At 74.8% G+C, this 23,943-nt stretch carries 20 protein-coding genes; 12 read left to right on the top strand and 8 right to left on the bottom strand.

Annotation, left to right across the window (positions count from 1 at the left end; all coding sequences use genetic code 11):
• The first annotated feature begins 379 nt into the window (after positions 1-379).
• From ACFU9A_RS21700 to ACFU9A_RS21665, 8 genes are all read left to right on the top strand, one after another.
• Positions 380-1,039: a GNAT family N-acetyltransferase gene (locus ACFU9A_RS21700; protein ID WP_430577377.1), complete on the top strand. Its 660-nt coding sequence runs from the start codon at positions 380-382 to the stop codon at positions 1,037-1,039.
• 201 nt (positions 1,040-1,240) lie between these two features.
• A complete protein-coding gene (locus ACFU9A_RS21695) occupies positions 1,241-2,437 on the top strand; it encodes an inositol-3-phosphate synthase (RefSeq protein ID WP_430577376.1) in 1,197 nt (398 codons plus the stop codon).
• Positions 2,434-3,324, top strand: coding sequence for an SCO3242 family prenyltransferase (locus tag ACFU9A_RS21690; protein WP_430577375.1), 891 nt, complete (start codon positions 2,434-2,436; stop codon positions 3,322-3,324). The genes ACFU9A_RS21695 and ACFU9A_RS21690 overlap by 4 nt, the downstream gene beginning before the upstream one ends.
• Positions 3,321-4,274 carry a sugar phosphate isomerase/epimerase family protein gene (locus ACFU9A_RS21685; protein ID WP_430577374.1) on the top strand — a complete coding sequence of 318 codons (954 nt, stop codon included), beginning with the start codon at positions 3,321-3,323 and terminating at the stop codon, positions 4,272-4,274. Before ACFU9A_RS21690 ends, ACFU9A_RS21685 begins: the two co-directional genes overlap by 4 nt.
• On the top strand, positions 4,271-4,906 hold the full coding sequence (locus tag ACFU9A_RS21680) for an EboA domain-containing protein (protein WP_430577373.1): 636 nt from the start codon (positions 4,271-4,273) through the stop codon (positions 4,904-4,906). The genes ACFU9A_RS21685 and ACFU9A_RS21680 overlap by 4 nt, the downstream gene beginning before the upstream one ends.
• 2 nt (positions 4,907-4,908) lie before the next feature.
• Positions 4,909-5,781: a TatD family hydrolase gene (locus ACFU9A_RS21675; protein WP_430577372.1), complete on the top strand. Its 873-nt coding sequence runs from the start codon at positions 4,909-4,911 to the stop codon at positions 5,779-5,781.
• A 10-nt stretch (positions 5,782-5,791) separates the two neighbouring features.
• Positions 5,792-6,988 (top strand): metabolite traffic protein EboE, encoded by a 1,197-nt coding sequence (gene eboE, locus ACFU9A_RS21670; protein WP_430577371.1) that lies wholly within the window; start codon positions 5,792-5,794, stop codon positions 6,986-6,988.
• Entirely contained in the window at positions 6,985-8,400 is a 1,416-nt protein-coding gene (locus ACFU9A_RS21665) for an alkaline phosphatase family protein (protein ID WP_430577370.1), read from the top strand. The genes eboE and ACFU9A_RS21665 overlap by 4 nt, the downstream gene beginning before the upstream one ends.
• Positions 8,401-8,494: 94 nt before the next feature.
• On the opposite strand, the gene ACFU9A_RS21660 is transcribed toward ACFU9A_RS21665, so the two are convergent.
• The 6 genes from ACFU9A_RS21660 to ACFU9A_RS21635 all read right to left on the bottom strand — a co-directional run bounded on the left by ACFU9A_RS21660 (position 8,495) and on the right by ACFU9A_RS21635 (position 15,536).
• Positions 8,495-9,466, bottom strand: coding sequence for a sugar phosphate isomerase/epimerase family protein (locus tag ACFU9A_RS21660; protein WP_430577369.1), 972 nt, complete (start codon positions 9,464-9,466; stop codon positions 8,495-8,497).
• Positions 9,467-9,540: 74 nt separating this feature from the next.
• A complete protein-coding gene (locus ACFU9A_RS21655; protein ID WP_430577368.1) occupies positions 9,541-10,542 on the bottom strand; it encodes a sugar phosphate isomerase/epimerase family protein in 1,002 nt (333 codons plus the stop codon).
• 53 nt (positions 10,543-10,595) lie between these two features.
• Entirely contained in the window at positions 10,596-11,825 is a 1,230-nt protein-coding gene (locus ACFU9A_RS21650) for a Gfo/Idh/MocA family protein (protein WP_430577367.1), read from the bottom strand.
• 44 nt (positions 11,826-11,869) lie between these two features.
• Entirely contained in the window at positions 11,870-12,937 is a 1,068-nt protein-coding gene (locus ACFU9A_RS21645) for a substrate-binding domain-containing protein (protein ID WP_430577366.1), read from the bottom strand.
• Between the two features lie 116 nt (positions 12,938-13,053).
• Positions 13,054-14,058 carry an ABC transporter permease gene (locus tag ACFU9A_RS21640; protein ID WP_430577365.1) on the bottom strand — a complete coding sequence of 335 codons (1,005 nt, stop codon included), beginning with the start codon at positions 14,056-14,058 and terminating at the stop codon, positions 13,054-13,056.
• Positions 14,055-15,536, bottom strand: coding sequence for a sugar ABC transporter ATP-binding protein (locus ACFU9A_RS21635; RefSeq protein WP_430577364.1), 1,482 nt, complete (start codon positions 15,534-15,536; stop codon positions 14,055-14,057). Before ACFU9A_RS21635 ends, ACFU9A_RS21640 begins: the two co-directional genes overlap by 4 nt.
• A gap of 240 nt (positions 15,537-15,776) precedes the next feature.
• On the opposite strand from ACFU9A_RS21635, the gene ACFU9A_RS21630 reads away from it, so the two are divergent.
• The 3 genes from ACFU9A_RS21630 to ACFU9A_RS21620 all read left to right on the top strand — a co-directional run bounded on the left by ACFU9A_RS21630 (position 15,777) and on the right by ACFU9A_RS21620 (position 18,641).
• A complete protein-coding gene (locus tag ACFU9A_RS21630) occupies positions 15,777-16,916 on the top strand; it encodes an ROK family protein (RefSeq protein ID WP_430577363.1) in 1,140 nt (379 codons plus the stop codon).
• 134 nt (positions 16,917-17,050) lie between these two features.
• Positions 17,051-17,716: a ThuA domain-containing protein gene (locus ACFU9A_RS21625; RefSeq protein WP_430577362.1), complete on the top strand. Its 666-nt coding sequence runs from the start codon at positions 17,051-17,053 to the stop codon at positions 17,714-17,716.
• 22 nt (positions 17,717-17,738) lie between these two features.
• Positions 17,739-18,641, top strand: a complete 903-nt coding sequence (locus ACFU9A_RS21620; RefSeq protein ID WP_430577361.1) for a dihydrodipicolinate synthase family protein — start codon at positions 17,739-17,741, stop codon at positions 18,639-18,641.
• A gap of 25 nt (positions 18,642-18,666) precedes the next feature.
• Here the strand turns inward: ACFU9A_RS21620 and ACFU9A_RS21615 are convergent, their stop codons facing one another.
• Both ACFU9A_RS21615 and ligA read right to left on the bottom strand, forming a co-directional pair.
• On the bottom strand, positions 18,667-19,782 hold the full coding sequence (locus ACFU9A_RS21615) for a hypothetical protein (protein ID WP_430577360.1): 1,116 nt from the start codon (positions 19,780-19,782) through the stop codon (positions 18,667-18,669).
• A 22-nt stretch (positions 19,783-19,804) separates the two neighbouring features.
• Positions 19,805-22,321: an NAD-dependent DNA ligase LigA gene (gene ligA, locus ACFU9A_RS21610; protein ID WP_430577359.1), complete on the bottom strand. Its 2,517-nt coding sequence runs from the start codon at positions 22,319-22,321 to the stop codon at positions 19,805-19,807.
• Between the two features lie 110 nt (positions 22,322-22,431).
• Between ligA and ACFU9A_RS21605 the strand changes: the two genes are divergently transcribed.
• Complete coding sequence (locus tag ACFU9A_RS21605) at positions 22,432-23,928, top strand: flavin-containing monooxygenase (protein WP_430577358.1); 1,497 nt, start codon at positions 22,432-22,434, stop codon at positions 23,926-23,928.
• The last annotated feature ends 15 nt before the right edge of the window (positions 23,929-23,943 follow it).

Here is a 23,943-nt window from a genome sequence, read left to right as displayed (position 1 = left end):
CACACTGTTGAGTTCTCAAACAACCGACGCACACCCACAAGACCAGAACCCTTCGATTCCGACCCCGCCGGGGCAACCCCTCAAACTTACCAGATTCTTTCCGGCCGTTCCAACCGCCTGTTTTCCAGGTTTCGGACCGTCCGACTTTCATCGGCAAGCCCCACGAACGATGTCCGGGGCGCACGAATGCTAACCCGTTCTCGTAGTGAGTTCCAACCCCGGTCGGCCACCCGAGCTGCCCGGTGTCCCGGTCATGCTCTTCGGTGTCCGTCTCCCTGTCGGGCTGTCGTCGTAGAACATTACACGCTCCACGGCACCCGGCCAACTCCGTCCGCGGTGACGCGGCGCACACGCCCTCCGGGCGCGCGAGAATCGTCGCGTGACCACCCCGCCGACCGCCGTCCCGCGCCCCGCGTCCGTCCTCGTCCGCCCCGCCCGCGCCGCCGAGGCGGCCCACGTCGCGTGGCTCGCCGCCCTCACGTTCCCGCTCGCCTGCCCGCCCGGGACGCCGGTCGCCACCATGGCCGCGCACGTCGCCGCGCACCTCGCGCCGGCCGACTTCCGCGCGTGGGCGGTGTCCGACCGCCACGCGCTCCTGGTGGCGGTCGACGAGGCGGACGGCAGGAGTGGCGTTACCTCCGACGACGTACCCCCGCTGCTCGGCTACGCGCTCGTGGCGTTCGGCGACCCCGCCGGTGCCGAGGAGCGCGCGGTGCTCCGCGCCGTCGCGGGCCCCGGCCCGTACGCGGAGCTGTCCAAGATCTACGTGCACCCCGAGGCGCTGGGCGGGGGCGTCGCGGCGCACCTGCTCGACGGGGCCGCCGCCGCGGCCGCCGAGCTCGGGTCCGCGGCCGGCGTCGCCGCCCCGCTGTGGCTCGGCACCAACGGCCAGAACGTGCGGGCCCAGGCGTTCTACCGCAAGCACGGCTTCGAGGTCGCGGGCACGCGCACGTACGACGTCGGGGGCGTGCAGCACGACGACGTCGTCATGCTGCGTGCCACGGGCGAGCCGGGCACGGGAGCGCGCCCCTCGGCGTGACCCGGGCCGCCGTCGCCCGACGCACGCCGGGCGACGGTGCCCACGGCGGAACCTGTCGACCGGACCCCACCATTCGACGGTACGAGATCCATCTTTTGATTGCGGACCGTCAGAAGCCTCGCTAGCGTGGCGGCCGTCGGGGGCAGAGGGGCCCTCGACGCGGTGCTCGGCGCCGAGCACCGCCGACCTCGGGGAGCGACGATGCACCACGCCACAGCGGACCACCACCACCCGACCGGACGTACGGGCCTCTGGCTCGTCGGCGCGCACGGCTCGGTCGCCACGACGGCCACCCTCGGGCTGGCGGCGCTCTCCGAGGGGCACGCCCCCGCGACGGGCTGCGTCACCGCGGGTGCCGGGTTCGAGGACGTCCCGATGCCCGCGTTCGGCGACCTCGTCGTGGGCGGGCACGACCTCTCCCCCACGACGATGACGAAGCGCGCCGAGGGCCTCGTCGAGGCGGGCATGATCCCGCCGCGGCTCCTGGCCGCCACCCACCACGCGCTCGAGGCCGCGGACGCCGACGTCCGCACCGGCTACGACCCGGCCGAGCACCGCGGCAGCCAGCAGGACGCCGCCGACCGGCTCGCGGCCGACATCACCGGGTTCCGCGAGCGCCACGGCCTCGCGCGGGTGGTGGTCGTCGACGTCTCGGCGACCGAGCCCCCGGTCACGCCGGCCCGCGAGCACGACGACCTGGCCGCGCTGCGCACCGCGCTGACCGACCCGGGCCGCGCCGTGCTGCCGGCGTCGTCCGTCTCCGCGTACGCGGCGGTGCTCGCCGGCGCCCCGTACGCCGCGTTCACGCCGTCGGCGGGGATGTCCCTGCCGGCCCTCACCCGGCTGGCCACGGAGGCCGGGCTCCCCGTCGCGGGGCAGGACGGCAAGACCGGGCAGACCTGGCTGCGCACCGTCCTGGCGCCGGCCTTCACCGCCCGGGGCCTGCGCGTGCTGTCGTGGGCCGGCACCAACCTGCTCGGCGGCGGCGACGGCGCGACCCTGGCCGACCCCGAGGCCGCGCGCAGCAAGCTCGCCACGAAGACCCGCGGCCTGCACGACCTCACCGGCAGCGACGTCACTCCCCTGCACATCGACAACGTGCCCGACCTCGGCGACACGAAGGTCGCGTGGGACCACGTGCACGTCGAGGGGTTCCTCGGTTCGCGCCTGACCCTGCAGACCACGTGGAGCGCCTACGACTCCATGCTGGCCGCCCCCATGGTGCTCGACCTCGCCCGGCTCCTCGCCCTCGCCCACGCCGCCGGCGTCGCCGGCCCCGTCCCGGAGCTCGGGTTCTTCTTCAAGGACCCGTGGGCGTCCTCGGTGCACGACGCCGCGTCGCAGGCCGCCGACCTCGCCGCGTGGGCGGTGCGCGCGGCGGACCAGGCGCGCCGGTGACGCCCCGCGACGCCGCGGAGCTCGTCCGCGCCCCCGCGGCGCTGACCGTGCTCGGCGACACGCTCGCCGGCATGGCGTCGTCGCCCGGGCGCGGCCCCGCCCGCCGCCGGGTGCTCCTGCCCGTGGCGTCGGCGTGCCTGTACCTGGGCGGCATGGCGCTCAACGACTACGCCGACCGCGACCTGGACGCCGTCGAGCGGCCGGAGCGGCCGATCCCCTCGGGCCGGGTCACCCCCGGGCAGGCCCTGGCGACGGGCGCCGCCCTCACCGGCGCCGGCGTGACCCTGGCCGCGCTCGGCGGCGGGCGGGCCGCGCTGACCGTCGCCGTGCCCCTCGCCGCCTGCGTCCTGACCTACGACCTGGTCGCGAAGGACAGCCGGTCGGGGCCGCTCGTCATGGCCGCGTGCCGCGGCCTCGACGTGCTGCTCGGCGCGGCGCCGACCGGCGTGCGGCCCGCCCTGCCCGCGGCGGCCGCGCTCGCGGTGCACACCCTCGGCGTCACCGTGCTCTCCCGCGGGGAGGTGCACGGCACGACGACGGCGGTCGGGACGTCCGCCGCCGTCACCACCGCGGTCGTCGCCGCCGGGACGGCCGCGGCGGCGCTCGCCCGCCCCGGGACCGCACCCGCCAGGGGGTGGGCCCGCGGGGGCGCGGTCGCGGCGGCGGCCGCGTACGCGGCCGCGTGCCTCCCCGGCCAGCTCCGGGCCGCCCAGGACCGCTCCGCCGGCGCGGCGCGGTCGGCGACGAGGGCGGGGATCCAGGCGATGGTGCCCCTCCAGGCCGCCTGGGCGCTGCGGGGCGGGCGCGTCGAGGCGGTGGCGCTCGCGGGGGCCTCGGCGGCCGCCGCCGCGCTCCTGCGCCGGCGGGGCCGGGTGAGCATCACGTGACCGCGCCGACGCCGTCCCCCGGCTCGTCCGCCGACCCGTCCGCCGACCCGGCGGCGCGGCCCGGGTTCCGCCTCGGGTACGGCACCAACGGCTTCGGCGACCACCCGCTGCCGGCGGCCCTCGACGTGCTGGACGAGGTCGGGTACGACGCCGTCGCGCTCACCCTGGGGTTCCCCCACCTCGACCCGTTCGCGCACGACGCCGACGCACAGGTGGCCCGCGTCGCCGCGCGCCTCGCGCGCATGCGGGACGGCGCCGGGGCCGCCGTCGTCGTCGAGACCGGCACCCGCTACCTGCTCGACCCGTGGGTCAAGCACCGCCCCACCCTCGTCGACGCCGACGCCGACGTGCGGCTGCGGTACCTGGAGCGGGCCGTCGACGTGGCGGCCGCCCTGGACGCCCGCTGCGTCTCGTTCTTCTCCGGGATCCTGCCCGCCGCGGACCGCGCCTCCGACGGGTGGGCGCGGCTGCACGACCGCCTCCCCCGCCTGCTCGAGCACGCCCGCGAGCGCGGGGTGCGGATGTCGCTGGAGCCCGAGCCCGGGATGCTCGTCGAGACGGTCGCGGACGCGCTGCGGCTGCGCGCCGAGCTCGGTGCGGCCGGGGACGACCTGGGCCTCACGGTCGACGTCGGCCACTGCCTCGTGGTCGAGCCCGACGGGGTCGTCGGCGCCCTGCGCGCCGCCGCGCCGCACCTGGCCAACGTGCAGCTGGACGACATGCCCTCCACCCACCACGAGCACCGCCCCTTCGGGGAGGGCGAGATCGACCTGCCCCTGGTGCTCGCCACGCTGGCGGACCTCGGCTACTCCGGCGTCGCCGCCGTCGAGCTCCCCCGGCACTCCCACGACGCACCGGACCTCGCCCGCCGGAGCCTGACGGCGCTGCACGACGCGTGGCGGACGGCGTCCACGCGCGAGACGTCCACGACCACGGAGGTCCGACCATGACACCCACCCCCACGAGCGCGGCGACCGCGTGGCTCGAGCAGGCCCACGCGGACGTCGCGCGCGACCCCGACGCGGTCACGCGGGCCTTCGCGCTCGTCCCCCGCCGGGTGGGCCGAGCACCGCTGCACCCCGACGCCGACCCCACCGGCGTCGTGCGCGGCACCGTCGACGACGAGGCCCGGGCCGAGCTCGTCGTCACGCTCGCGGCCTCGTCCGGCGACGGGCTCGGCGACCGGCTCGCCGCCCTCTACCGCGGCGGGGACGCGGCCGAGCGCCGCGGCGTGCTGCGCGGCCTCGACGCGCTCGCGGCGCGTGGCGCGCCGGCGGACGACGTCGTCGCGACCGGCGTCGAGCTCGCCGCCGACGCCCTGCGGTCCAACGACCAGGCGCTCGTCGCCGCCGCCACCGGGACCTTCGGCTCGCGGTACCTCGACCAGCACGCCTGGCGGCACGCCGTCCTCAAGCTCGTCTTCATGGGCGTGAGCCTCGACGCCGTCGCCGACCTGGAGTCCCGCGCGGACCCCGAGCTCGCCCGCATGGCCACCGACTTCGCCGCGGAACGGCGGGCCGCCGGCCGGATCGTCCCCCCGGACGTCGACCGGCTGATCCCCACGACCACCACCCAGGAGTGAGCATGCGCATCCTCGACCCCCACATCCACATGACGAGCCGCACCACGGACGACTACGAGGCCATGTACGCCGCCGGCGTGCGCGTCGTCGTCGAGCCGGCGTTCTGGCTCGGCCAGCCGCGCACCTCGGTCGGGTCCTTCTGCGACTACTTCGACGCCCTCCTCGGCTGGGAACGGTTCCGGGCCGCGCAGTTCGGCATCCGGCACCACGCGACCATCGCGCTGAACCCGAAGGAGGCGAACGACCCGCGCTGCCGGGCGGTGCTCGACGAGATCCCGCGCTACCTGCTCAAGGACGGCGTCGTCGCCGTCGGCGAGGTCGGGTACGACTCCATGACCCCCGCCGAGGACGAGGTGTTCGCCGCCCAGCTGCAGCTCGCCCTCGACGCGGACCTCCCCGTCCTCGTGCACACCCCGCACCGGGACAAGCTCGCCGGCACCCGCCGCACGCTGGACGTGGTGCGCGAGTCCGGGCTGCCGCCCGAGCGGGTGCTCGTCGACCACCTCAACGAGACGAACGTCGCGATGGTGCGCGACGCCGGCTGCTGGGCCGGGTTCTCGATCTACCCGGACACGAAGATGGACGAGGGCCGGATGGTCGCCCTGCTGCGCGAGCACGGCACCGAGCGGATGATCGTGAACTCCGCCGCGGACTGGGGCCGCTCGGACCCGCTGAAGACCGCACGGACCGGGCGCGCGATGCTGGCCGACGGGTACACGCACGGCGACGTCGACCAGGTGCTCTGGCGCAATCCCGTGGCGTTCTACGAGCAGTCCGGGAACCTCGTGCTCGACCCGGTCCCCGGCTTCGTCCCCGGCGAGGCCGCGGGCGCCACGTTCGAGGGCTCCTCCGTCCTTCGCGGCGCACGGGTCTGAGGGGCGCGCGATGCTGCTCTCCTACTGCACCAACGTCCACCCCGCCGAGGACCTCGACGGCGTGCTCGACCAGCTGGCGCGCACCGCCGGGCCGGTGCGCGAGGCCGCCGGGCTCGAGACGCTCGGCGTCGGCCTCTGGCTCCCCGCCGCGCTGGCGCACCGGCTCGACCGGTCCCCCGAGGACCGCGACCGGCTGCGCCGCGTGCTCGCCGAGCACCGGCTCGTGGTCCACACGCTCAACGCCTTCCCGTACGGGGGGTTCCACGACGAGGTGGTCAAGCACGCCGTCTACTCGCCCACCTGGGCCGAGCGGGCGCGCCTCAACTACGTGCTCGCGTGCGCCCGGGTGCTCGCCGACCTCCTGCCCGAGGGCGTCGACGGCTCGATCTCCACCCTGCCGCTGGCGTGGCGCGCGCCGTGGACGCCCGCGGACGACGACGAGGCCACCCGCGCGTTCGCCACCCTCTCCCGCGGCCTGCGCGACCTCGCGGACCGCACGGGCCGGACGGTCCGCGTCGCCGTCGAGCCCGAGCCCGGCTGCGTCCTCGACACCGTGGACGACGTCGTCGCCTGGCTCGCGGCCCGCACCGCGACCGACCTGCCGGCCGAGCGCCGCATCGACCCCGAGCTCGTCGGGGTCTGCCTCGACACGTGCCACCTCGCGGTGTCGTTCGCGGACCCGGCCGCCGCCGTCGCGCGCATCACGGACGCGGGCCTGCGCGTGGTCAAGGTCCAGGCGTCCGCGGCGCTGCACGTCGACGACCCGGCCGACCCCGGCGCGCGGGAGGCCGTCGCGCGGTTCGCCGAGACCCGGTACCTGCACCAGGTCCGCGAGCGCGGGACCGACGGGGCGGTCGCCGGTGCCGACGACCTGCCGGAGGCCCTGGCCGGCCGGCTCCCGGCGCACGGGCCGTGGCGCGTGCACTTCCACGTGCCGCTGCACCACGCGCCCGCCGCCCCGCTGGCGGCCACCACCGACGTGCTCCGGGCGGCAGTCGCCGCCGTCGCGGCGGCGCCGCACGGCGACCGGGCGCACCTGGACGTCGAGACGTACACGTGGTCGGTGCTCCCCGCCGACGTCCGCCCCGACGGCCCGGCCGAGCTGGTCGCGGGCATCGCGGCCGAGCTGCGCTGGGCGCGCGACCACCTCGGCGGCGGGGCCGCCGAGCCGAGCACCACCCCCCTGAACGCGAGGAGCGTCGCATGAAGCCCGTCCTGCTGCTCGACGTCGTCGGGCTGACCGCCCGCGCCCTGGCGCACATGCCGCGCCTGCGCCGCCTGGCCGCCGGCGGCTGGTCCTCCGAGCTCGCCACGGTGCTGCCGGCCGTGACCTGCAGCGTCCAGTCCACCCTCCTCACCGGCCTGATGCCGGCGCAGCACGGGGCCGTCGGCAACGGGTGGTACTTCCGCGGCCTCGGCGACGTCCACCTGTGGCGCCAGCACAACCGGCTGGTGGCCGGGGAGAAGCTCTGGGAGGCCGGCCGCGCGGCCGACCCCGAGTACTCCGCCGCGAACGTGTGCTGGTGGTACGCGATGGGGATGACCACCGAGGTCACCGTCACGCCCCGGCCGATCTACCACGCCGACGGCCGCAAGTCGCCCGACGCGTACGTGCGCCCGGCCGCGCTCCACGACGAGCTCGTGGGCCGGTTCGGCGAGTTCCCGCTGTTCACCTACTGGGGGCCGACGGCATCGATCGACTCGAGCCGCTGGATCATCGGCGCCACGGGCCACGTGCTCTCCGAGCGCGCCGACGACCTCACCCTGGCGTACGTGCCGCACCTCGACTACGACCTGCAGCGGTTCGGCCCCGACTCGCCGCAGGCCGACGCCGCGGCGGCCGAGCTCGACGTCGCCCTCACCCCGCTCCTCGACCAGGCGGAGGCCGACGGCGTGACCGTCGTGGTCGTGTCGGAGTACGGGATCGCGGGCGCGGACCGGCCGGTGCACCTCAACCGGCTGCTGCGCCGCGAGGGGCTGCTCCAGGTCTACGTGCAGGACGGGCGCGAGCAGCTCGACCCGTGGGCGTCCCGCGCGTTCGCCGTCGCGGACCACCAGGTCGCGCACGTGTACGTCGCCGACGAGTCCGACGTCCCGCGGGTCGCCGACCTGCTGCGCTCCGTCCCGGGCGTCGACGAGGTGCTCGACCGCCAGGCGCAGGCCCGGTACGGGCTCGACCACGAGCGCTCCGGCGAGCTCGTCGTCGTCGCGGAGCCCGGGGCCTGGTTCACGTACTACTTCTGGCTCGACGACGCGCGGGCCCCGGAGTACGCGCGGGGCGTCGACATCCACCGCAAGCCGGGCTACGACCCCGCGGAGCTGTTCTTCGACCCGGCGGACCCGCTCGCCAAGGCGAAGGCGGGGCTGAACCTGGTGAAGAAGAAGCTGGGGCTGCGGTACGCGATGAGCACCGTGCCCCTCGACCCGTCCTGCGTGCGCGGCACGCACGGCCGGCTGCCGACATCCTCGGCGGACACCCCGCTCATCCTCTGCTCGGACGACGCGGTGCCCGCGTCGGTCGCCGCGCTCGTGGCGGCGGACGACCGGCAGGTGCCCGCCACCGCGGTCAAGGACCTCGTGCTGGAGCTCCAGGGGCACGCCGCGCTCACGGCGCGGTAGCGAGGCGCGGCCACCGGCCCGGACAGCAGTGCGGGACGCCACCCGGAGGTGGCGTCCCGCAGTGCTGTCGGCCGTTGGTCGACCGAGGCGAGGGTCAGCCCTTGGCGCGCAGCGCCAGGAGCGCGTCCGCGCTGCGGCCCGCGTTGCCGAGCGAGTCGAGCGCGTGCGGCGGCTCGGCGACCTGGGCGGCGTTGTCCTGCTCCCAGATCCCGTGCTGGCGGCCCGAGCCGCCGAGCGCGCCGAGGAACGCCTGGTAGTCGATGTCGCCCGCGCCGAACTCGACCATGTCGTAGCCCGCGCCCGACGCCGGGTTCGCCTTGCCGTCCTTGAGGTGGAACATCGGGTAGCGGGACCGGTGCGCGAGCACGTAGTCGACCGGGTCGAACCCCGGGTACCGGTGCTGGCCCACGAACGCCCAGTACACGTCCATCTCGAGGTAGACCGCCGCCGGGTCGGTGTTCTCGAGGAAGACGTCGTACAGCCGCACCGACGGGTCGTCGGTGGCGAACCCGAACTCGCCGTCGTGGTTGTGCTGGTAGAACTTCAGGCCGCGCGCGGCCGCGGCCGCCCCGAACCCGTTGAACTGCTCGGCGGCGGCGAGGTAGCCGCCCACGGTCCGGTTCCCCGTGGGGGCGTCCGCCGTCCCGACGTGGGCCATGCCCAGGGTCTGGGCGATGTCGAGCTCGGCCTCCAGGTTCCTGCTGTAGTCGCCGATCCCGCGGTGCGAGCCGACGGCGACCAGGCCGTTGTCGTCGAGCAGCACCCGGATCTCCTCCGGCGTGATGGCGCCGACGGAGCCCTGCGTGTAGCCGGCGAACTCCACCTCGGCGTACCCCAGCGCGGAGAGCCGCTCGAACACCGTGCGGAACCCGAGCGAGGACACCTTGTCGCGGATGGAGTACAGCTGGATGCCCAGCTTGCCGGGCGGCACCAGGCGTCGCCCGGGCGGCGGCGTCCCGGCCGCGAGCGCCGGCGCGGCGCCGCCGACCACGGCCGCCCCCACGGCGACGGTGGAGCCCGCGAGGCGGAGGAACGTCCTGCGGTCGACCTCGGAACGGATGCTCATGGTGATCTCCCTCGATCAGTGCGGCATGCGGTCTGTGCGGTCATGCGTCGTGCGGGGTCAGCGGTCGCGCACGGTCATCTCGTCGAGAACGCGGCGTCGAACGCTGCCTCGGGGGCGTCGAACGCGAGGCGCCGCACCAGCTCCAGCGCCTCGGGCGCGCCGACGAGCCGGTCCATGCCGGCGTCCTCCCACTCGATCGAGATGGGCCCGGCGTAGCCGATCGTGTTGAGCATCCGGAACGCGTCCTCCCAGGGCACGTCGCCGTGCCCCGTCGAGATGAAGTCCCACCCGCGCCGCGGGTCCGCCCACGGCAGGTGCGACGACAGGCGCCCGTTGCGGCCGTTGCCCATCCGCTTCTTCGTGTCCTTGCAGTCCACGTGGTAGATGCGGTCCTTGAAGTCCCACAGGAAGCTCACCGGGTCCAGGTCCTGCCACACCATGTGCGACGGGTCCCAGTTGAGGCCGAACGCCTCGCGGTGCCCGATCGCCTCGAGGGTGCGGACCGTGGTCCAGTAGTCGTAGGCGATCTCGCTGGGGTGCACCTCGTGCGCGAAGCGCACGCCCTCGTCGTCGAAGACGTCGAGGATCGGGTTCCAGCGGTCGGCGAAGTCCTGGTACCCGGCCTCGACCATGGCCTCCGACGCCGGCGGGAACATCGCCACGTACTTCCAGATCGACGACCCGGTGAAGCCGACGACGGTGTCGACGCCGAGCCGCCGCGCCAGGCGCGCGGTGTGCTTCATCTCCTCGGCGGCCCGCTGGCGCACGCCCTCCGGGTCGCCGTCGCCCCACACGACGTCCGGCAGGATGTCGCGGTGCCGCTCGTCGATCGGGTCGTCGCAGACGGCCTGGCCCTTGAGGTGGTTGGAGATCGCATACACCTTCAACCCGTGCCGCTCCAACAGGTCGAGCCGGGACTGGACGTACGCGTCGTCGTCCCACCGCCACGGGTCGAGGTGGTCACCCCAGCAGGCGAGCTCGAGGCCGTCGTAGCCCCAGCCCGACGCCAGTCGCGCCACCTCCTCCAGCGGCAGGTCGGCCCACTGGCCCGTGAACAGCGTGATCGGTCGTGCCATCGTGATTCCTCTCGATCTCAGCGAGCTCTCGGTCTCAGCGGGTCGGGGAGGTGCTACCGCCCGGACGGCGCCGGCGCCGCGGCGGGGGCGTCCTCCCCCAGGCGGACCCACCCGCCCTCGGCGGCGGAGCTGCGCTCGACGGCGTCGAGCACCCGCTGCACGGCGAGGCCGTCGGCGAACGACGGGGTCGGCTGGCGGCCGGCCGCGAGGTCCCCGACGAGGTCGACGACCTGGTGGGTGAACGCGTGCTCGTACCCGAGGCCGTGGCCCGGGGGCCACCAGTGCCCGCCGTACGGGTGGACGGGCTCGGTGACGACGATGCGGCGGAAGCCCGCCACCTCGGCGTCGTCCGAGGCGTCGAAGAAGTGCAGGAGGTTCATGTCCTCGAAGTCGAAGGCGAGCGAGCCGCGGGTGCCGTTCACCTCGAGCCGGATGGCGTTCTTGCGGCCCCAGGCGAAGCGCGTCGCCTCGAAGCTCGCGAGCCCCCCGCCCGCGAGCCGGCCGAAGAACACGGCCGCGTCGTCCACCGTCACCGGGCCGGTCCCCTCGCCCGCCTCCCCCGACAGGCCGGAGAACGACGCCGGCAGCGGCCGCTCGCGGACGAACGTCTCGAGCATCCCGGCCACGCCGACCAGCTGCTCCCCCGTGACGAACTGGGCGAGGTCGACGACGTGCGCCCCGATGTCGCCCAGCGCCCCCGAGCCGGCCTTCTCCTTGTCGAGCCGCCACGACAGGGGCGCCTCCGGGTCGGACAGCCAGTCCTGGAGGTACTGGGCGCGCACGTGCCGCACCTCGCCGATCCGACCCTCGGCGACGAGACGCCGCGCGAGCTGGATCGCGGGCACGCGGCGGTAGGTGAACCCCACCGCCGCGCGCACCCCGCGCTCGGCCGCCGCCTCGGCGGCCCGGACCATCTCCTCCGCCTCCGCCACCGAGTTGGCGAGCGGCTTCTCGCACAGCACGTGCTTGCCCGCCTCGAGCGCCGCGACGGCGATCTCGGCGTGCGTGTCGCCCGGCGTGCACACGTCGACGAGGTCGACGTCGTCGCGCGCCAGCAGCTCGCGCCAGTCCGTGACGGCGTCGTCCCAGCCGAGCCGGTCCGCCGCCTCCCGCACCCCGTCGGCGCTGCGGCCCGCCACGACCCGCATCCGCGGAGCGAGCGGGAGGTCGAAGAACCGCGGCGCCGTGCGCCACGCGTGCGAGTGCGCGGCCCCCATGAACGCGTACCCGACCATCCCGACTCCCAGCGTGGGCGTGCCCCCTGCCGTGGCGTGCTCGCTCATCGAGCGACCTCCTTACGTGGTGCGGATCGTGACGTGCCGGCAGGTCAGGAACGGAAGCCGATCGACTTGTACTGCTCGACGTTGTCCTTGGTGACGACGGGCGCGTACAGCTGCGTGGTGCGCGGCACGCCGGCCGAGACCAGGTCGCCCATGCTCTTGTCGTGCACCACGAGCCGGGCCAGCTTGATGCCGTCGGCGGCCTGCGTGGACGGGTAGACGACGGTGGCCTGGAGCACGGAGTCGCCGGCCTCGATGTGCTCCATGACGTCGAGGGAGCCCGCACCTCCGACCATGAAGAACTCGTCGCGGTCCGCGTTCTCGATGGCGGCCAGGACGCCGACGCCCTGGTCGTCGTCGTGGTTCCAGATCGCGTCGATCTTCGGCTGCGCCTGGAGCAGGTTCGACGTGGCCGTCTCGCCGCCCTGGACGGTGAAGTCCGCGGCGACGCGGGCGTCGACGTCGAGGCCGCAGTCGGCCAGGGCGTCCTTGAACCCCTTGCTACGGTCCTGGGTGAGCGGCAGCGAGTCGATGCCGGCGATCTCGGCGACGACGGCGTCGGGCTTGTCGCCGAGCTGCTCGCAGATGTAGGTGCCGGCGCTCACGCCCATGCCGTAGTTGTCGCCGAGCACGGTGGCACGGGCCGCGAACGGGCTGGAGAACTCACGGTCCACGTTGATCACGGGGATGCCCGCGTCCATCGCCTTCTTGGCGACCTCGGTGAGCGCCGCGCCGTCGAACGGCAGGAGCACGATCGCGTCGACCTTGTCGTTGATGAACTGCTCGACCTGGCTGATCTGGACGTTGACGTCGTTGGTGGCCTCGGCCTGGCGGAGCTCGACGTCCTCGTACTGCTCGGCGGTGTCGACCGCCGACTTGGTGATGGCGCCCATCCAGCCGTGGTCGGCGGCGGGGGCGGAGAAGCCGATGACGACCTTCTCCCCGGGCTCGTCGTTGCCCTCGGCGGCGACCTGCGGGGCGGCCGAGGTCGTGTCCTCGGGCGGCTCGTTGCTGGTGCAGCCGGCGGCGAGAAGGACGGCGGTGGTGGCCACGGCGGCGAGCGCGACGGTGCGCCCACGGCGGTGGAGACGCCCCAGCTCGGTGCGTGCGGACATGTGATCATCCTCGATTCGGTCCGGCCCTGCCGGGCGGAGGGCCCGGTGCGGGTGGTGCGGGTGGTGCAGGGGGTGCGAGCGATGCAGGAGGTACGGGGGTGCGGCGGCCGCGGACGTCAGGTCGACGTCGAGCGCCTGGCGAAGCGCTGCTGGATCAGTACGGCGGCCACGATGATCGCGCCCTTGGCGACGTTCTGGGCGGAGATCGACAGGTTGTTGATGGTGAAGACGTTCTGGAGGGTCGCGAAGATGAGGACGCCGATGACGGTGCCGACGATCGTGCCGCGGCCGCCGATGAGGAGCGTGCCGCCGACGACCACCGCGGCGATCACGTCGAGCTCGTAGTACAGGCCGTTCGTCGAGGTGCCGGCCGTGGTGCGGCCGAGCATCATGACGCCCGCGATGCCGGACGTCAGGCCGCACAGGGCGTAGAGGTACAGGACGTGGCGCTGCACCTTGATGCCCGCGAGGCGCGACGCCTCGACGTTGCCGCCCACGGCCACCGTGCGACGCCCGAACGTGGTGCGGTTGAACAGGAACCAGCCCGCCACGGCGACCACGGCGAACATCCAGACCAGCACGGGCACGCCGATGACGTCCGCGCGGAAGAAGTCGAGGAAGCCGCTCACCTTGACGACCTGCGTCTGCCGGCCGGAGATCATCTCCGCGAGGCCGCGGGCGGCGATCATCATCGCGAGGGTGGCGATGAACGCCACCACCTTGCCGTACGCGATGATCACGCCGTTGACGAGGCCGGCGGCCGTGCCGACCACGAGCGCGGTGAGCACCATGATCGTCCAGTGCACGTCCTCGGCCATCGTCTGCGTGGCGAGCGTGCTGGCCCACACGCCGGCGAGGCCCGTCACGGAGCCCACCGACAGGTCGATGCCGCCCGCGGTGATGACGAACGTCATCCCGATGGCCAGCACGCCGGTCACCGACGCGAGCCGGAGGATGGTCATGGTGTTGTCGATGCTGGCGAAGCGCTCGCCGCCCGTGATCACGCCGACGACGGCGAGGAGGACGAGGGCCACGACCAGCCCGATCGTGCGGCCGGCGGAGCCGGACAACCACGAGGTGCGCGACGCCTCCGCGGGCGGCGCTGCGGCCTGGGTGCTCATGCGGCGGTTCCTTCCATGACGAGGTCGAGCACGCGGTGCTCGTCGATGTCCTGCGCCGGTGCACGGTGCACGACGCGTCCTTCGGAGACCACGAGCACGTGGTCGGCGAGCCCCAGGACCTCCGGGATCTCGCTCGAGACGACGACCACGGCCGTCCCGGCGTCGGCGAGCCGGCGCACCAGGGCGTACAGCTCGGAGCGCGCGCCCACGTCGACGCCCCGGGTGGGCTCGTCGAGGAGGAGCACGTCGACGCCGTGCACCACCCAGCGGCCGAACATGGCCTTCTGCTGGTTGCCGCCGGACAGGGTGCGGATGGCCCGGTCGACGTCGGCGGGCCGCAGGTCGAGGGCCGCGACCTGCTCGCGCGCCGCCGCGCGCTCCGCGCGCTCGTCCAGCCAGCCGCCGTGGGCGAGGCGGGCGAACGTCGACAGGGTGACGTTCCGGTAGACCGGCTGGTCGAGCACGAGCCCCTGGCTCTTGCGCTCCTCGGGGCACAGGCCGATGCCGGCGTCCACCGCGGCGGCGACCGAGCCGGCCCGCAGGCGGCGCCCGTTGACCGTGACCGTGCCCGCGGTGCGCCGGCGGGCGCCGTAGAGCGTCTCGAGGATCTCCGAGCGGCCGGCCCCGACGAGCCCCGCGAGCCCGACGATCTCGCCGGCCCGCACCTGGAAGGACACGTCCTCGAACGTGCTGCCGAGGGCGAGACCCTCGACGTCGAGCACGACGGGGGCGTCGTCGGGGACGCCCGGCCGCTGCGGGAACGCGTACTCGACGGCGCGGCCGGTCATGAGGTGGATGAGCTCGGGGGTCGGCGTCGTGGCGGGGAGGTTGCGGCCCACCGTGCGCCCGTCCTTGAGGACCGTGATGCGGTCGCCGATCTCGCGGATCTCCTCCATCCGGTGCGAGATGTACACGACCGCGACACCCTGCGCGGTGAGCTCGCGCACCACCCGGAAGAGGTTCTGCACCTCGCCCGCGTCGAGCACGGCGGACGGCTCGTCCATGACGATGACGCGCGCGTCGTGGGACAGCGCCCGCGCCATGGAGACCACCTGCTTGCCCGCCGCCGACAGCATGCCGACCTCGCGGTGCGGGGAGATCTCCGGGTGGCCGAGGCGGCGGAGCAGCTCGCGGGTGCGTCGCGTGACCTCGCGCCGCTGCGTGAACCCGCCGCTGGCGAGCTCGTGGCCGAGGAAGACGTTCTCCGCGACGGTGAGCCCGTCGACGACGTCGAGCTCCTGGTAGATCGTGGCGACGCCGAGCCGCAGGGCCGCGACGGGGTGCGGGATGACCGTCTCCTCGCCGTCGAGCACGATCCGGCCCGCGGTGGGCTGGTGGGCGCCGGCCAGCACCTTGATGAGGGTGGACTTGCCGGCTCCGTTCTGGCCGAGCAGGCAGTGCACCTCACCGGCGACGATGTCGATGTCGACGCCGTCGAGCGCCTTCGCGCCCGGGAAGTGCTTGACGATGCCCTCCATGCGGAGCAGGGGGGCGTCGGGACTCGTGGACGGCGTGCCGGGAGCCGTGTCGGTGCCCGCGGTGTGGGCGGGCTCTCGGCGGGGCTGCGGTGCCTCTGGGGGGTCTGCGTCGACCATGTGCCACAACCTAGGGCGGCTTTTGCCGATCGTCAAGCAAAAGTAGTGGGTTAATCATCATGATTGACTGTGCCCATGGAGGAACTGCTGAAATTCGCGCCCCGGCCGACGGGTGCGGGGCACATGTTTCAGATGCTGCGCGACCGCGAGCCGCGCACCCGAGCCGACCTGGCCGCCGCCACGGGGCAGGCACGATCGACGATCGCCGCGCGGATCGACCTCCTCATGGCGGCGGGCCTGATCGTGCCGGCCGGGGAGGCGACGTCCACCGGCGGGCGGCCCCCGGCGACCTTCGCCTTCAACCCCGCCGCCAAGGCGGTGCTCGCGGTCGACCTCGGGGCGACGCACGCCCGGATCGCGCTCACCGACCTCGCCGGCCAGATCCTGGCGGAGGCCGACGCCCCGCTGGCCATCGCCGAGGGCCCCGACGCCGTCCTGGGCTGGGTCGCCGAGCAGGGCGACGCCCTGCTCGCCTCCTCGGGGTGGGGCCACGACCGGCTCGCGGGGGTCGGCGTCGGCCTGCCCGGGCCGGTCGAGCACTCCACCGGTCACCCGATCATGCCGCCGATCATGCCGGCCTGGGACCACGTGGACGCCCCCGGGATCCTGCGCCGGCACTTCGACGCGCCCGTCCTCGTCGACAACGACGTCAACGTCATGGCCCTCGGCGAGCACCGCACGGCGTGGCCGAACGTCTCCGACCTCCTCTTCGTCAAGGTCGCGACCGGCATCGGCTCGGGCATCGTCGCGGACGGCACGTTGACCCGCGGCGCGCAGGGCGCGGCCGGCGACATCGGGCACATCGCGGTGATGGGCGCCGAGGAGGTGCCGTGCCGGTGCGGCAACTTCGGCTGCCTCGAGGCCATCGCGAGCGGTCAGGCGGTCGCGGACAAGCTCCGCGCCGAGGGCCTGGACGCGCACCGCGGCAGCGACGTCATCCACCTCGTGCGCTCCGGCAACCTCGCGGCCAGCGCCGCCGTGCGGCAGGCCGGGCGCGACATCGGGATCGTGCTCGCGGCGTGCGTGAGCATGCTCAACCCGTCCCTCATCGTCATCGGCGGCGTCCTCGCCGACGCCGGGGAGCACCTCATCGCCGGGATCCGCGAGGTCGTCTACCGGCGCTCGCTCCCCCTGGCGACGCAGCACCTGCGCATCGTGACGTCGGAGACCGGCGGCAAGGCCGGCGTGCTCGGGGCGAGCGCCATGGTGGTGGACCACGTGCTCTCGCCGGAGGCGATCGACGCCATCGCGGGGGCCGTCTGACCGCAGGGTGGGTGGCCTGCCCGACCCCGCAGCGCGTGATGTTGACGGCGCCCCGCGGCCGGTGAAGCATGTGGGCGAGCGTGCGAGGGGACGGGTGCCCCGAGCACGTCGGGACCGTGCGTCGAGGAGGACACATGACCGAAGCGGGACGTCGCGCGCTGATCGTGCAGGGCGGATGGCCGGGGCACGCCCCGGCGGAGGCGACCGAGCTGTTCATCCCCTTCCTCAAGGAGGCGGGGTTCGACGTGTCCGTCGCCGAGAACCTCGAGGTGTACGCCGACGACGGGTTCATGGCGGACGTCGACCTGGTGGTCCAGTGCTGGACGATGGGCGAGATCCTCCCGGACGAGATCCGGGGGCTGCGCGCCGCCGTCGCCGCCGGCACCGGGCTCGCCGGATGGCACGGCGGCATCGTGGACTCGTTCCGCATGGCGACCGACTACCTCCAGATGACGGGCGGACAGTTCGCCGCGCACGCCCACGACCTCGTGCCGCACAGCGTGGAGGTCGTGGCCGAGCACGCCGACCACCCGATCGTCGCCGGCATCGACCGGATCGACCTGGTCTCCGAGCAGTACTGGATGCTCACCGACCCGGCGTGCGAGGTGCTCGCCACCACCGAGATCGCCCGGCGCGACGGCGACCCGTGGCACGAGCCCGTCGTGTCCCCGGCCGTGTGGACCCGGCGCTGGGGCGCCGGGAAGGTCTTCGTCTGCACCCCGGGCCACCAGCTCGCCGACCTGGAGACGCCCGAGATCCGCACGATCATCGAGCGGGGCATGCTCTGGGCGAGCCGCTGACCGCGGCCCCTACGATGCGGCCATGACCTCGGCCTTCACCGGACTGCTCGCCTATCCGATCACCCCGCTCGGTGCCGACGGGGACGTCGACCTGGACGCGCTCGAGGGCCTGGTCGGCCGCGCGGCGGCGGCCGGGGTGGACGGCGTCACCGTGCTCGCGACGTCGGGCGCGGGGGTGTCGTTCGACGACGCCGAGCGCGACGCCGTGGTGCGCGTGGCCCTCGCGGCGGCGGGGACCACGCCGGTGCACGTCGGCGTGGCCGGGGAGTCCGCGCACCGCGTGACCGGGCGGGCCCGGGCCGCCGTCGCGGCCGGGGCGGCGGGGCTGGTGCTGCCGCCGTTCTCCTACCTGCCGCTCGACGACGCGGAGGTCCGGGCGCTCTTCGCACGGGTAGGCGCCGCCGCGGCCGGCGCCCCGGCCTGCTTCTACAACAAGCCGGTGCAGCTCGGCCTCGACGTCTCCCCCGCGCTGCTCGCCGACCTCGCCGCGGACGGCTCGGTCGTCGCGGTCAAGGACCCCGCGTCGCTGCCGTCGCGGCCGGCCGGGCGCGTGGCCGAGCTGCGCGCCGCCGCGCCCGGCGTCGCCGTCGGGCTGAGCGGCGACCCCGCCCTGGTGGGCGGCGCCGAGCCCGCCGACGCGTGGCACACCGGGCTCGCCGCCCTCGCCCCCGCGGAGTACGTCGCGGTCCGCGCGGCGCGGGTCGCCGGGCCTGAGGCCGGGGACGGCGGCGCGCAGGCCGCGGCCGCGTGGCTGCTCGACCTGGCGCGCGCCGTGGCCGCCACCGGCCGCGCCGTGGCCGCGCTGCACGCCGTCGCCGCGCTCCTGGGTACCCCGACGGCGCCGCCGCGCGACGCGCTCGTGCCGCTCACCGCCGCGGACGAGGCCGCCCTGCGGGACGTCGTCGCGGGGCGCCCCGCGTCCTGACCGGACCCGGCAGGGGGCGGCGGCGTCAGGCCGAGCGCTCGAGCACCGCGACGTGCAGGTCCAGCAGCGCCGCCGTGCGGTCGGACGGGCCGCGCCCGAAGCCGCACTCCGTCGCCACGCCGACCACGCGGTCGCCGAGCACCTGCGCGGCCGCGGCGAGCCGGCGGGTCGCGCCCTCGACGCCGTCCTCGTGGTGCAGCACCCCGAGGTACAGCTCGGTGGCCTCGTCGAGGGCGAGACCGGCCAGCGGCGCCACGTAGGCGACGTCGTCCCGGTCGATCGGGACCGGCAGGTGCACCCACGTGACCGGGCGCGGCAGGGCCGTCACCAGGGCGTTCGCCATCGCGACCAGGTGGCCGGCGTCCGCCGGCTCGACGAAGTGCTTCTCCGCGACGTCGCCGTAGCAGAGGTGGAACCCGAGCTGCACGCCCTCGGGCACGTGCGCCGCGAACCGCGCGGCCCGGCGGGCGCACCCCTCGACGACGCCCTCGTCCCCGCCCGCGCCGGAGTCGAACCAGGCGCGCGCGGCGCCGCCGCCCAGGTTCGCGCCCTCGACGAACGCGAACTCGGTGGCGAGGTCCACCTGCACGGCGAGGTCCTCGGCCGGCACGGCCGCGCAGATCTCCTCGAGCTCGCGCACGAGCGCCGCCTCGTACACCGGGTGGACGGCCGCGCGGTCGGCCGGGGCGACGAAGGTCGTGACCGCCGCGAGCGGCGACGGGAGGCACACCTGGAACCGCGTGCCCGGCGCGATCACGCCCGCGGCCCGCAGCGCGACGAAGTCGGCGTAGGAGGCGAGCGCCGCCGCCGCGTACCCGAGCGGCCCGAACCGCAGGTCCTCCGCCGGCACGGTGCCGTCGAGCACGTGCGGCCGCACGTCGAAGCCGGCCACGACGACGGGCGAGTCGCCCACGCGCGCCAGGCCGTCGACCGCCTCGAACCGCGAGCCCTGGAACAGGATCCAGTGGAACCGCTCGCCCACCTCGCCGTCGGGCACGCGGCGGGCGTGGGCGCCCAGCCCCGTCGCGACCGTGCGCAGCGTGTCGCGCGCGCTCGGCAGGTTCACCGAACCCACGAGGTGGGCACCGCGCAGGGTCAGGGTCGGGGCGGGGGGCTGGTTCGGGGTGAGGGTGTCCGGCACCCGCGCATCGTAGCCGCGGGCGTCAGTCGTCCCCGGGCTCGTCCGCGGCGACCTCCGCGTCCCCCTCGCCGCCGCCGGACCCGTCGCCCGCCCCGAGCGCGGCGGGGCCGCCCTCCAGCAGGCGCGTGAACGCGGCCTCGTCGAGGACGGGCAGCCCGAGCTCCTCCGCCTTGGCCGCCTTCGACCCGGCGTTCTCCCCCACCACCACGTAGTCCGTCTTCTTCGAGACCGACCCGGCCGCCTTGCCGCCCGCGGCGAGGACCGCCTCCTTGGCGCCGTCGCGGCTGTACCCCTCGAGCGAGCCGGTCACGACCACCGTCAGCCCGGCGAGCGGTCCCGTCGGGCCCTCGTCCGCCTGGGCGGCCATGGCCGCGGGCCCGGGGTGGTCCGGGATCCAGGTGCGGACGCCGGCGGCCTGCCAGCGGTCGACGATCTCGCGGTGCCACTCGACGTCGAACCAGGCCAGGAGCGCGTCGGCGATGATCGTGCCGACGCCCTCCACGGCCGCCAGCTCCTCGCGCGACGCCGCCCGGATCGCGTCGAGCGAGCCGAACCAGCCCGCGAGCGCCCGGGCCGCGACCGGCCCGACGTGGCGGATGTTGAGGCTGACCAGGATCCGCCAGAGGTCCTTGGTCTTGGCGAGCTCCAGCTCCTCGAGGAGCTTGGTGGCCGCGGCCGTCGGCTCGAGCTCGGGCAGGGGCTCCCCCGCCGCCTCGGCCTCGGCCCGCCGGGCCTTCGTGTACGTGACCTTCTTGCGGAACGGCGTCCGGCGCCGCGCGACGCCGTCGTCGTCCATCCTGGGCAGCCCCGTCTCGGCGTCGCGCACCACGACCTCGATGGGCAGCAGCTGCTCCAGCGTGAGGTCGAAGAGGCCGGCCTCGGTGCGCAGCGGCGGGACCTCCGGCACCTCGGGCTGGGTGAGCGCGGACGCCGTCACCTCGCCGAGCGCCTCGACGTCCAGGCCGCCGCGCGAGCCGATGTGCTCCACCCGGCCGCGCACCTGCGCCGGGCAGGTCTCGGCGTTGGGGCAGCGCAGGTCGACGTCGCCCTCCTTCATCGGCCGCAGCGGGGTGCCGCACTCCGGGCACACGGCGGGCATGACGAAGTCCTCGCGCGGGTAGCCGTCGTCGGCCAGCGCGGTGACCGGGCCGAGGATCTCGGGGATGACGTCGCCGGCCTTGCGCAGCACCACCATGTCGCCGATGCGCACACCCTTGGCCCGCACCACGTCCTGGTTGTGCAGCGTGGCCTGCCGCACCGTGGAGCCGGCCACCAGGACCGGCTCCATCACCGCGTACGGCGTGGCGCGGCCCGTGCGGCCCACGCCCACCTGGATGGCCAGCAGACGGGTGGTGACCTCCTCCGGCGGGTACTTGTAGGCGATGGCCCAGCGGGGCGCGCGGCTCGTGGCGCCGAGGCGCCGCTGGTCCTCGAGGGCGTCGACCTTGACGACGATGCCGTCGAGCTCGTGCTCGATGTCGTGGCGGTGGACGCCGAAGTGCTCGATCATCTCGACGACGCCGTCCACGCCCTCCACCACCCGGTTGTGCGGCGAGACGGGCAGGCCCCAGCGCGCGAAGTGCTCGTACGCCTCCGACTGCCGCGCCAGCTCGGTGTGCTCACCCGCCGTCCACTGCAGCGCGCCGATCCCGTGCACGTACAGGCGCAGCGACTCCACGCGGGCGACGCCCGCCTCGAGCTCCATGCCCTCCTTCTTGTCGAGCAGCTGGCGCAGGCCGCCCGCCGCCGCGTTGCGCGGGTTCGCGAACTGCGGGAAGCGGCGCAGCGCGGCGACGCGGGCGCGCTCCTCGTCGAACGGGCGCGCGGTCGACGCACGGCCGCCGTGCCGCTCGCGCGACTCCGCCACGACGCGGTCGCGCAGCTGCGCCTGCAGCTCGTTGAGGCGCTCGAACGCCGCGACGGGGATGAAGACCTCGCCCCGGACCTCGACGAGGTCCGGGTGGCCCTCGCCCTCGAGGCGCCGAGGGATGTCGGCGATCCGCAGGGCGTTCTGCGTGACGTCCTCGCCCGTGCGGCCGTCGCCGCGGGTGGCGGCGCGCACCAGGCGGCCCTTCTCGTACAGCAGGGCGATCGCCAGCCCGTCGATCTTCACCTCGGACAGGTAGCCCACGTGCTCGGCCGCCAGGTCGCGGGCCACGCGCGCGTCCCACGCCCGCAGCTCCTCGGTGGAGAACACGTTGTCGAGGCTCAGCATGCGCTCGACGTGCTCCACGGTGGCGAAGCCGCCCGCGGCCGCGCCGCCCACCCGCTGCGTCGGGGACTCGGGCGTGACGAGCGCCGGGTGCGCGGCCTCGATGGCCTCCAGCTCGTGCATCCGCGCGTCGTACTCGGCGTCGGACACCCGCGGGGCGTCGTCCTCGTAGTAGGCGCGCTGGTCGGCCTCCACCAGCGCGACCAGCTCCGCCCAGCGGCGCTGGGCCGCGGCCTCGTCGAGCAGGGTGTCCGGCGCGGTGTTCTCGGTGTCCGTCACGGGCCCATCTTGCCGCGTGCCGCCGACACCGGCCGGATCGGGCGCCATGCACGGCCCGACCTGCGAGAAGGCCTGTCCCCGACGCTGTCCGAACCGCTACGATTCTGGCGATTTGGCCCGCTCGACCGATCCCCACCCGACCGACAGCAAGGACGCTCATGAAGATCGCCGTCGTCGGCGCCGGCTTCGCCGGCCTGGCCAGTGCCAAGGTGCTCCGCGAGTTCGGGCACGACGTGACCGTGTTCGACAAGACCCCCGACGTCGGCGGCGTCTGGAGCGCCAGCCGCCGCTACTCCGGGCTCACCACCCAGAACAACAAGGGCTCGTACGCCTTCTCGGACCTGCCCATGCCGAAGGACTACCCCGAGTGGCCCAGCGGCGAGCAGGTCCAGGCGTACCTCGAGCGGTACGTGGACCTGCACGACCTGCGCCCCACCCTGCGCCTGTCCACCGAGGTGGTGCGCGCCGAGCTCACGGCCGCCGAGGACGGCTGGCTGGTCACCGCCCGGCGCTCGGGCGAGCCCGTGGGCGACCCCGAGCCGTTCGACCACGTGGTCGTCGCGAACGGCATCTTCTCCGACCCCGTGATCCCCCGCTTCGAGGGCCTGGCGCAGCTCATGCGCGCCGGCGGCAAGGTCGTCGCCGCGAGCCAGCTCACGTCGCTCGAGGACGCGCGCGACAAGCACGTCGTCGTCGTCGGCTACGGCAAGTCGGCCTGCGACGTCGCCGCCGAGATCGGCCCGGTCGCGGCGAGCACCCACGTCGTCGCCCGGCACCTGCTGTGGAAGCTGCCCAAGAAGATCGCCAACGCGCTCAACTACAAGTACCTGCTGCTCACCCGCATGGGCGAGGGCCTGTTCCGCTACCAGACGGTGGCCGGCGGCATGGAGCGGTTCCTGCACGGCCCCGGCGACGGCGTCCGCAGGTCGATGCTGTCCAGCGTGGGCTCGGTCTCCACCAAGCAGCTGCACCTCAAGGAGCTGGGCCTCGTGCCCCGCGGCGAGTTCGCCGACATCGCCCGCTCCACCGTGTCGCTCGCCACGGACGGCTTCTTCGACCAGGTCGCCGACGGCACCGTCCGCGTGCACCGCGACGCCGAGATCGAGCGCCTGGCGACCGACGACGACGGCGCGCCCGTCGCCGTCCTCGACGACGGCACCACCGTGCCCGCGGACCTCGTCGTGTGCGGCACCGGCTTCCACCAGCGCGTGCCGTTCCTCGACGACGACCTGCAGGCCCGCCTGCTCGACGACCGCGGCAACTTCCAGCTCTACCGCCAGGTGCTCCCGCACGACGTGCCGCACCTGACGTTCGCCGGGTACAACTCCTCGCTGTTCAGCCCGCTGTCGGCCGAGGTCGCCGCCCTGTGGACCGCCGCCCACCTGGCCGGCGCGGTGCGGGTGCCGCCGATCCAGGTGCGCCGCGAGCACGTGACGAACCGCGTCGACTGGATGGAGAAGCGCACCGAGGGCAAGCACGCCCGCGGTACCAACGTCATCCCGTTCTCGCTGCACCAGATCGACGAGATGCTCGACGACCTGGACCTGCGCCTCCCCGCCGCCACCCGCGCCGGCCAGTGGCTGCTGCCGGTGGACCCGAAGGCGTACCGGAGCCTGTCGGACAAACTCCGCCGCCGGGTCGGGCAGGGCGCCTGACCCGCCGCGCGGGCC

It is taken from the genome of Isoptericola sp. NPDC057653 (assembly GCF_042799955.1).
In the GTDB taxonomy this organism is placed as follows: Bacteria; Actinomycetota; Actinomycetes; order Actinomycetales; family Cellulomonadaceae; genus Isoptericola.
This window is presented reverse-complemented; position numbering and strand designations above follow the sequence as displayed.

Bases quoted from the DNA above. Each gene is read 5' to 3' on its own strand.
- ACFU9A_RS21695 (WP_430577376.1), top strand. From the start codon at position 1,241: ATGCACCACGCCACAGCGGACCACCACCACCCGACCGGACGTACGGGC.
- ACFU9A_RS21680 (WP_430577373.1), top strand. From the start codon at position 4,271: ATGACACCCACCCCCACGAGCGCGGCGACCGCGTGGCTCGAGCAGGCC.
- ACFU9A_RS21675 (WP_430577372.1), top strand. From the start codon at position 4,909: ATGCGCATCCTCGACCCCCACATCCACATGACGAGCCGCACCACGGAC.
- eboE (WP_430577371.1), top strand. From the start codon at position 5,792: ATGCTGCTCTCCTACTGCACCAACGTCCACCCCGCCGAGGACCTCGAC.
- ACFU9A_RS21665 (WP_430577370.1), top strand. From the start codon at position 6,985: ATGAAGCCCGTCCTGCTGCTCGACGTCGTCGGGCTGACCGCCCGCGCC.
- ACFU9A_RS21660 (WP_430577369.1), bottom strand. From the start codon at position 9,466: ATGAGCATCCGTTCCGAGGTCGACCGCAGGACGTTCCTCCGCCTCGCG.
- ACFU9A_RS21655 (WP_430577368.1), bottom strand. From the start codon at position 10,542: ATGGCACGACCGATCACGCTGTTCACGGGCCAGTGGGCCGACCTGCCG.
- ACFU9A_RS21650 (WP_430577367.1), bottom strand. From the start codon at position 11,825: ATGAGCGAGCACGCCACGGCAGGGGGCACGCCCACGCTGGGAGTCGGG.
- ACFU9A_RS21645 (WP_430577366.1), bottom strand. From the start codon at position 12,937: ATGTCCGCACGCACCGAGCTGGGGCGTCTCCACCGCCGTGGGCGCACC.
- ACFU9A_RS21640 (WP_430577365.1), bottom strand. From the start codon at position 14,058: ATGAGCACCCAGGCCGCAGCGCCGCCCGCGGAGGCGTCGCGCACCTCG.
- ACFU9A_RS21635 (WP_430577364.1), bottom strand. From the start codon at position 15,536: ATGGAGGGCATCGTCAAGCACTTCCCGGGCGCGAAGGCGCTCGACGGC.
- ACFU9A_RS21630 (WP_430577363.1), top strand. From the start codon at position 15,777: ATGTTTCAGATGCTGCGCGACCGCGAGCCGCGCACCCGAGCCGACCTG.
- ACFU9A_RS21625 (WP_430577362.1), top strand. From the start codon at position 17,051: ATGACCGAAGCGGGACGTCGCGCGCTGATCGTGCAGGGCGGATGGCCG.
- ACFU9A_RS21620 (WP_430577361.1), top strand. From the start codon at position 17,739: ATGACCTCGGCCTTCACCGGACTGCTCGCCTATCCGATCACCCCGCTC.
- ligA (WP_430577359.1), bottom strand. From the start codon at position 22,321: ATGGCGCCCGATCCGGCCGGTGTCGGCGGCACGCGGCAAGATGGGCCC.
- ACFU9A_RS21605 (WP_430577358.1), top strand. From the start codon at position 22,432: ATGAAGATCGCCGTCGTCGGCGCCGGCTTCGCCGGCCTGGCCAGTGCC.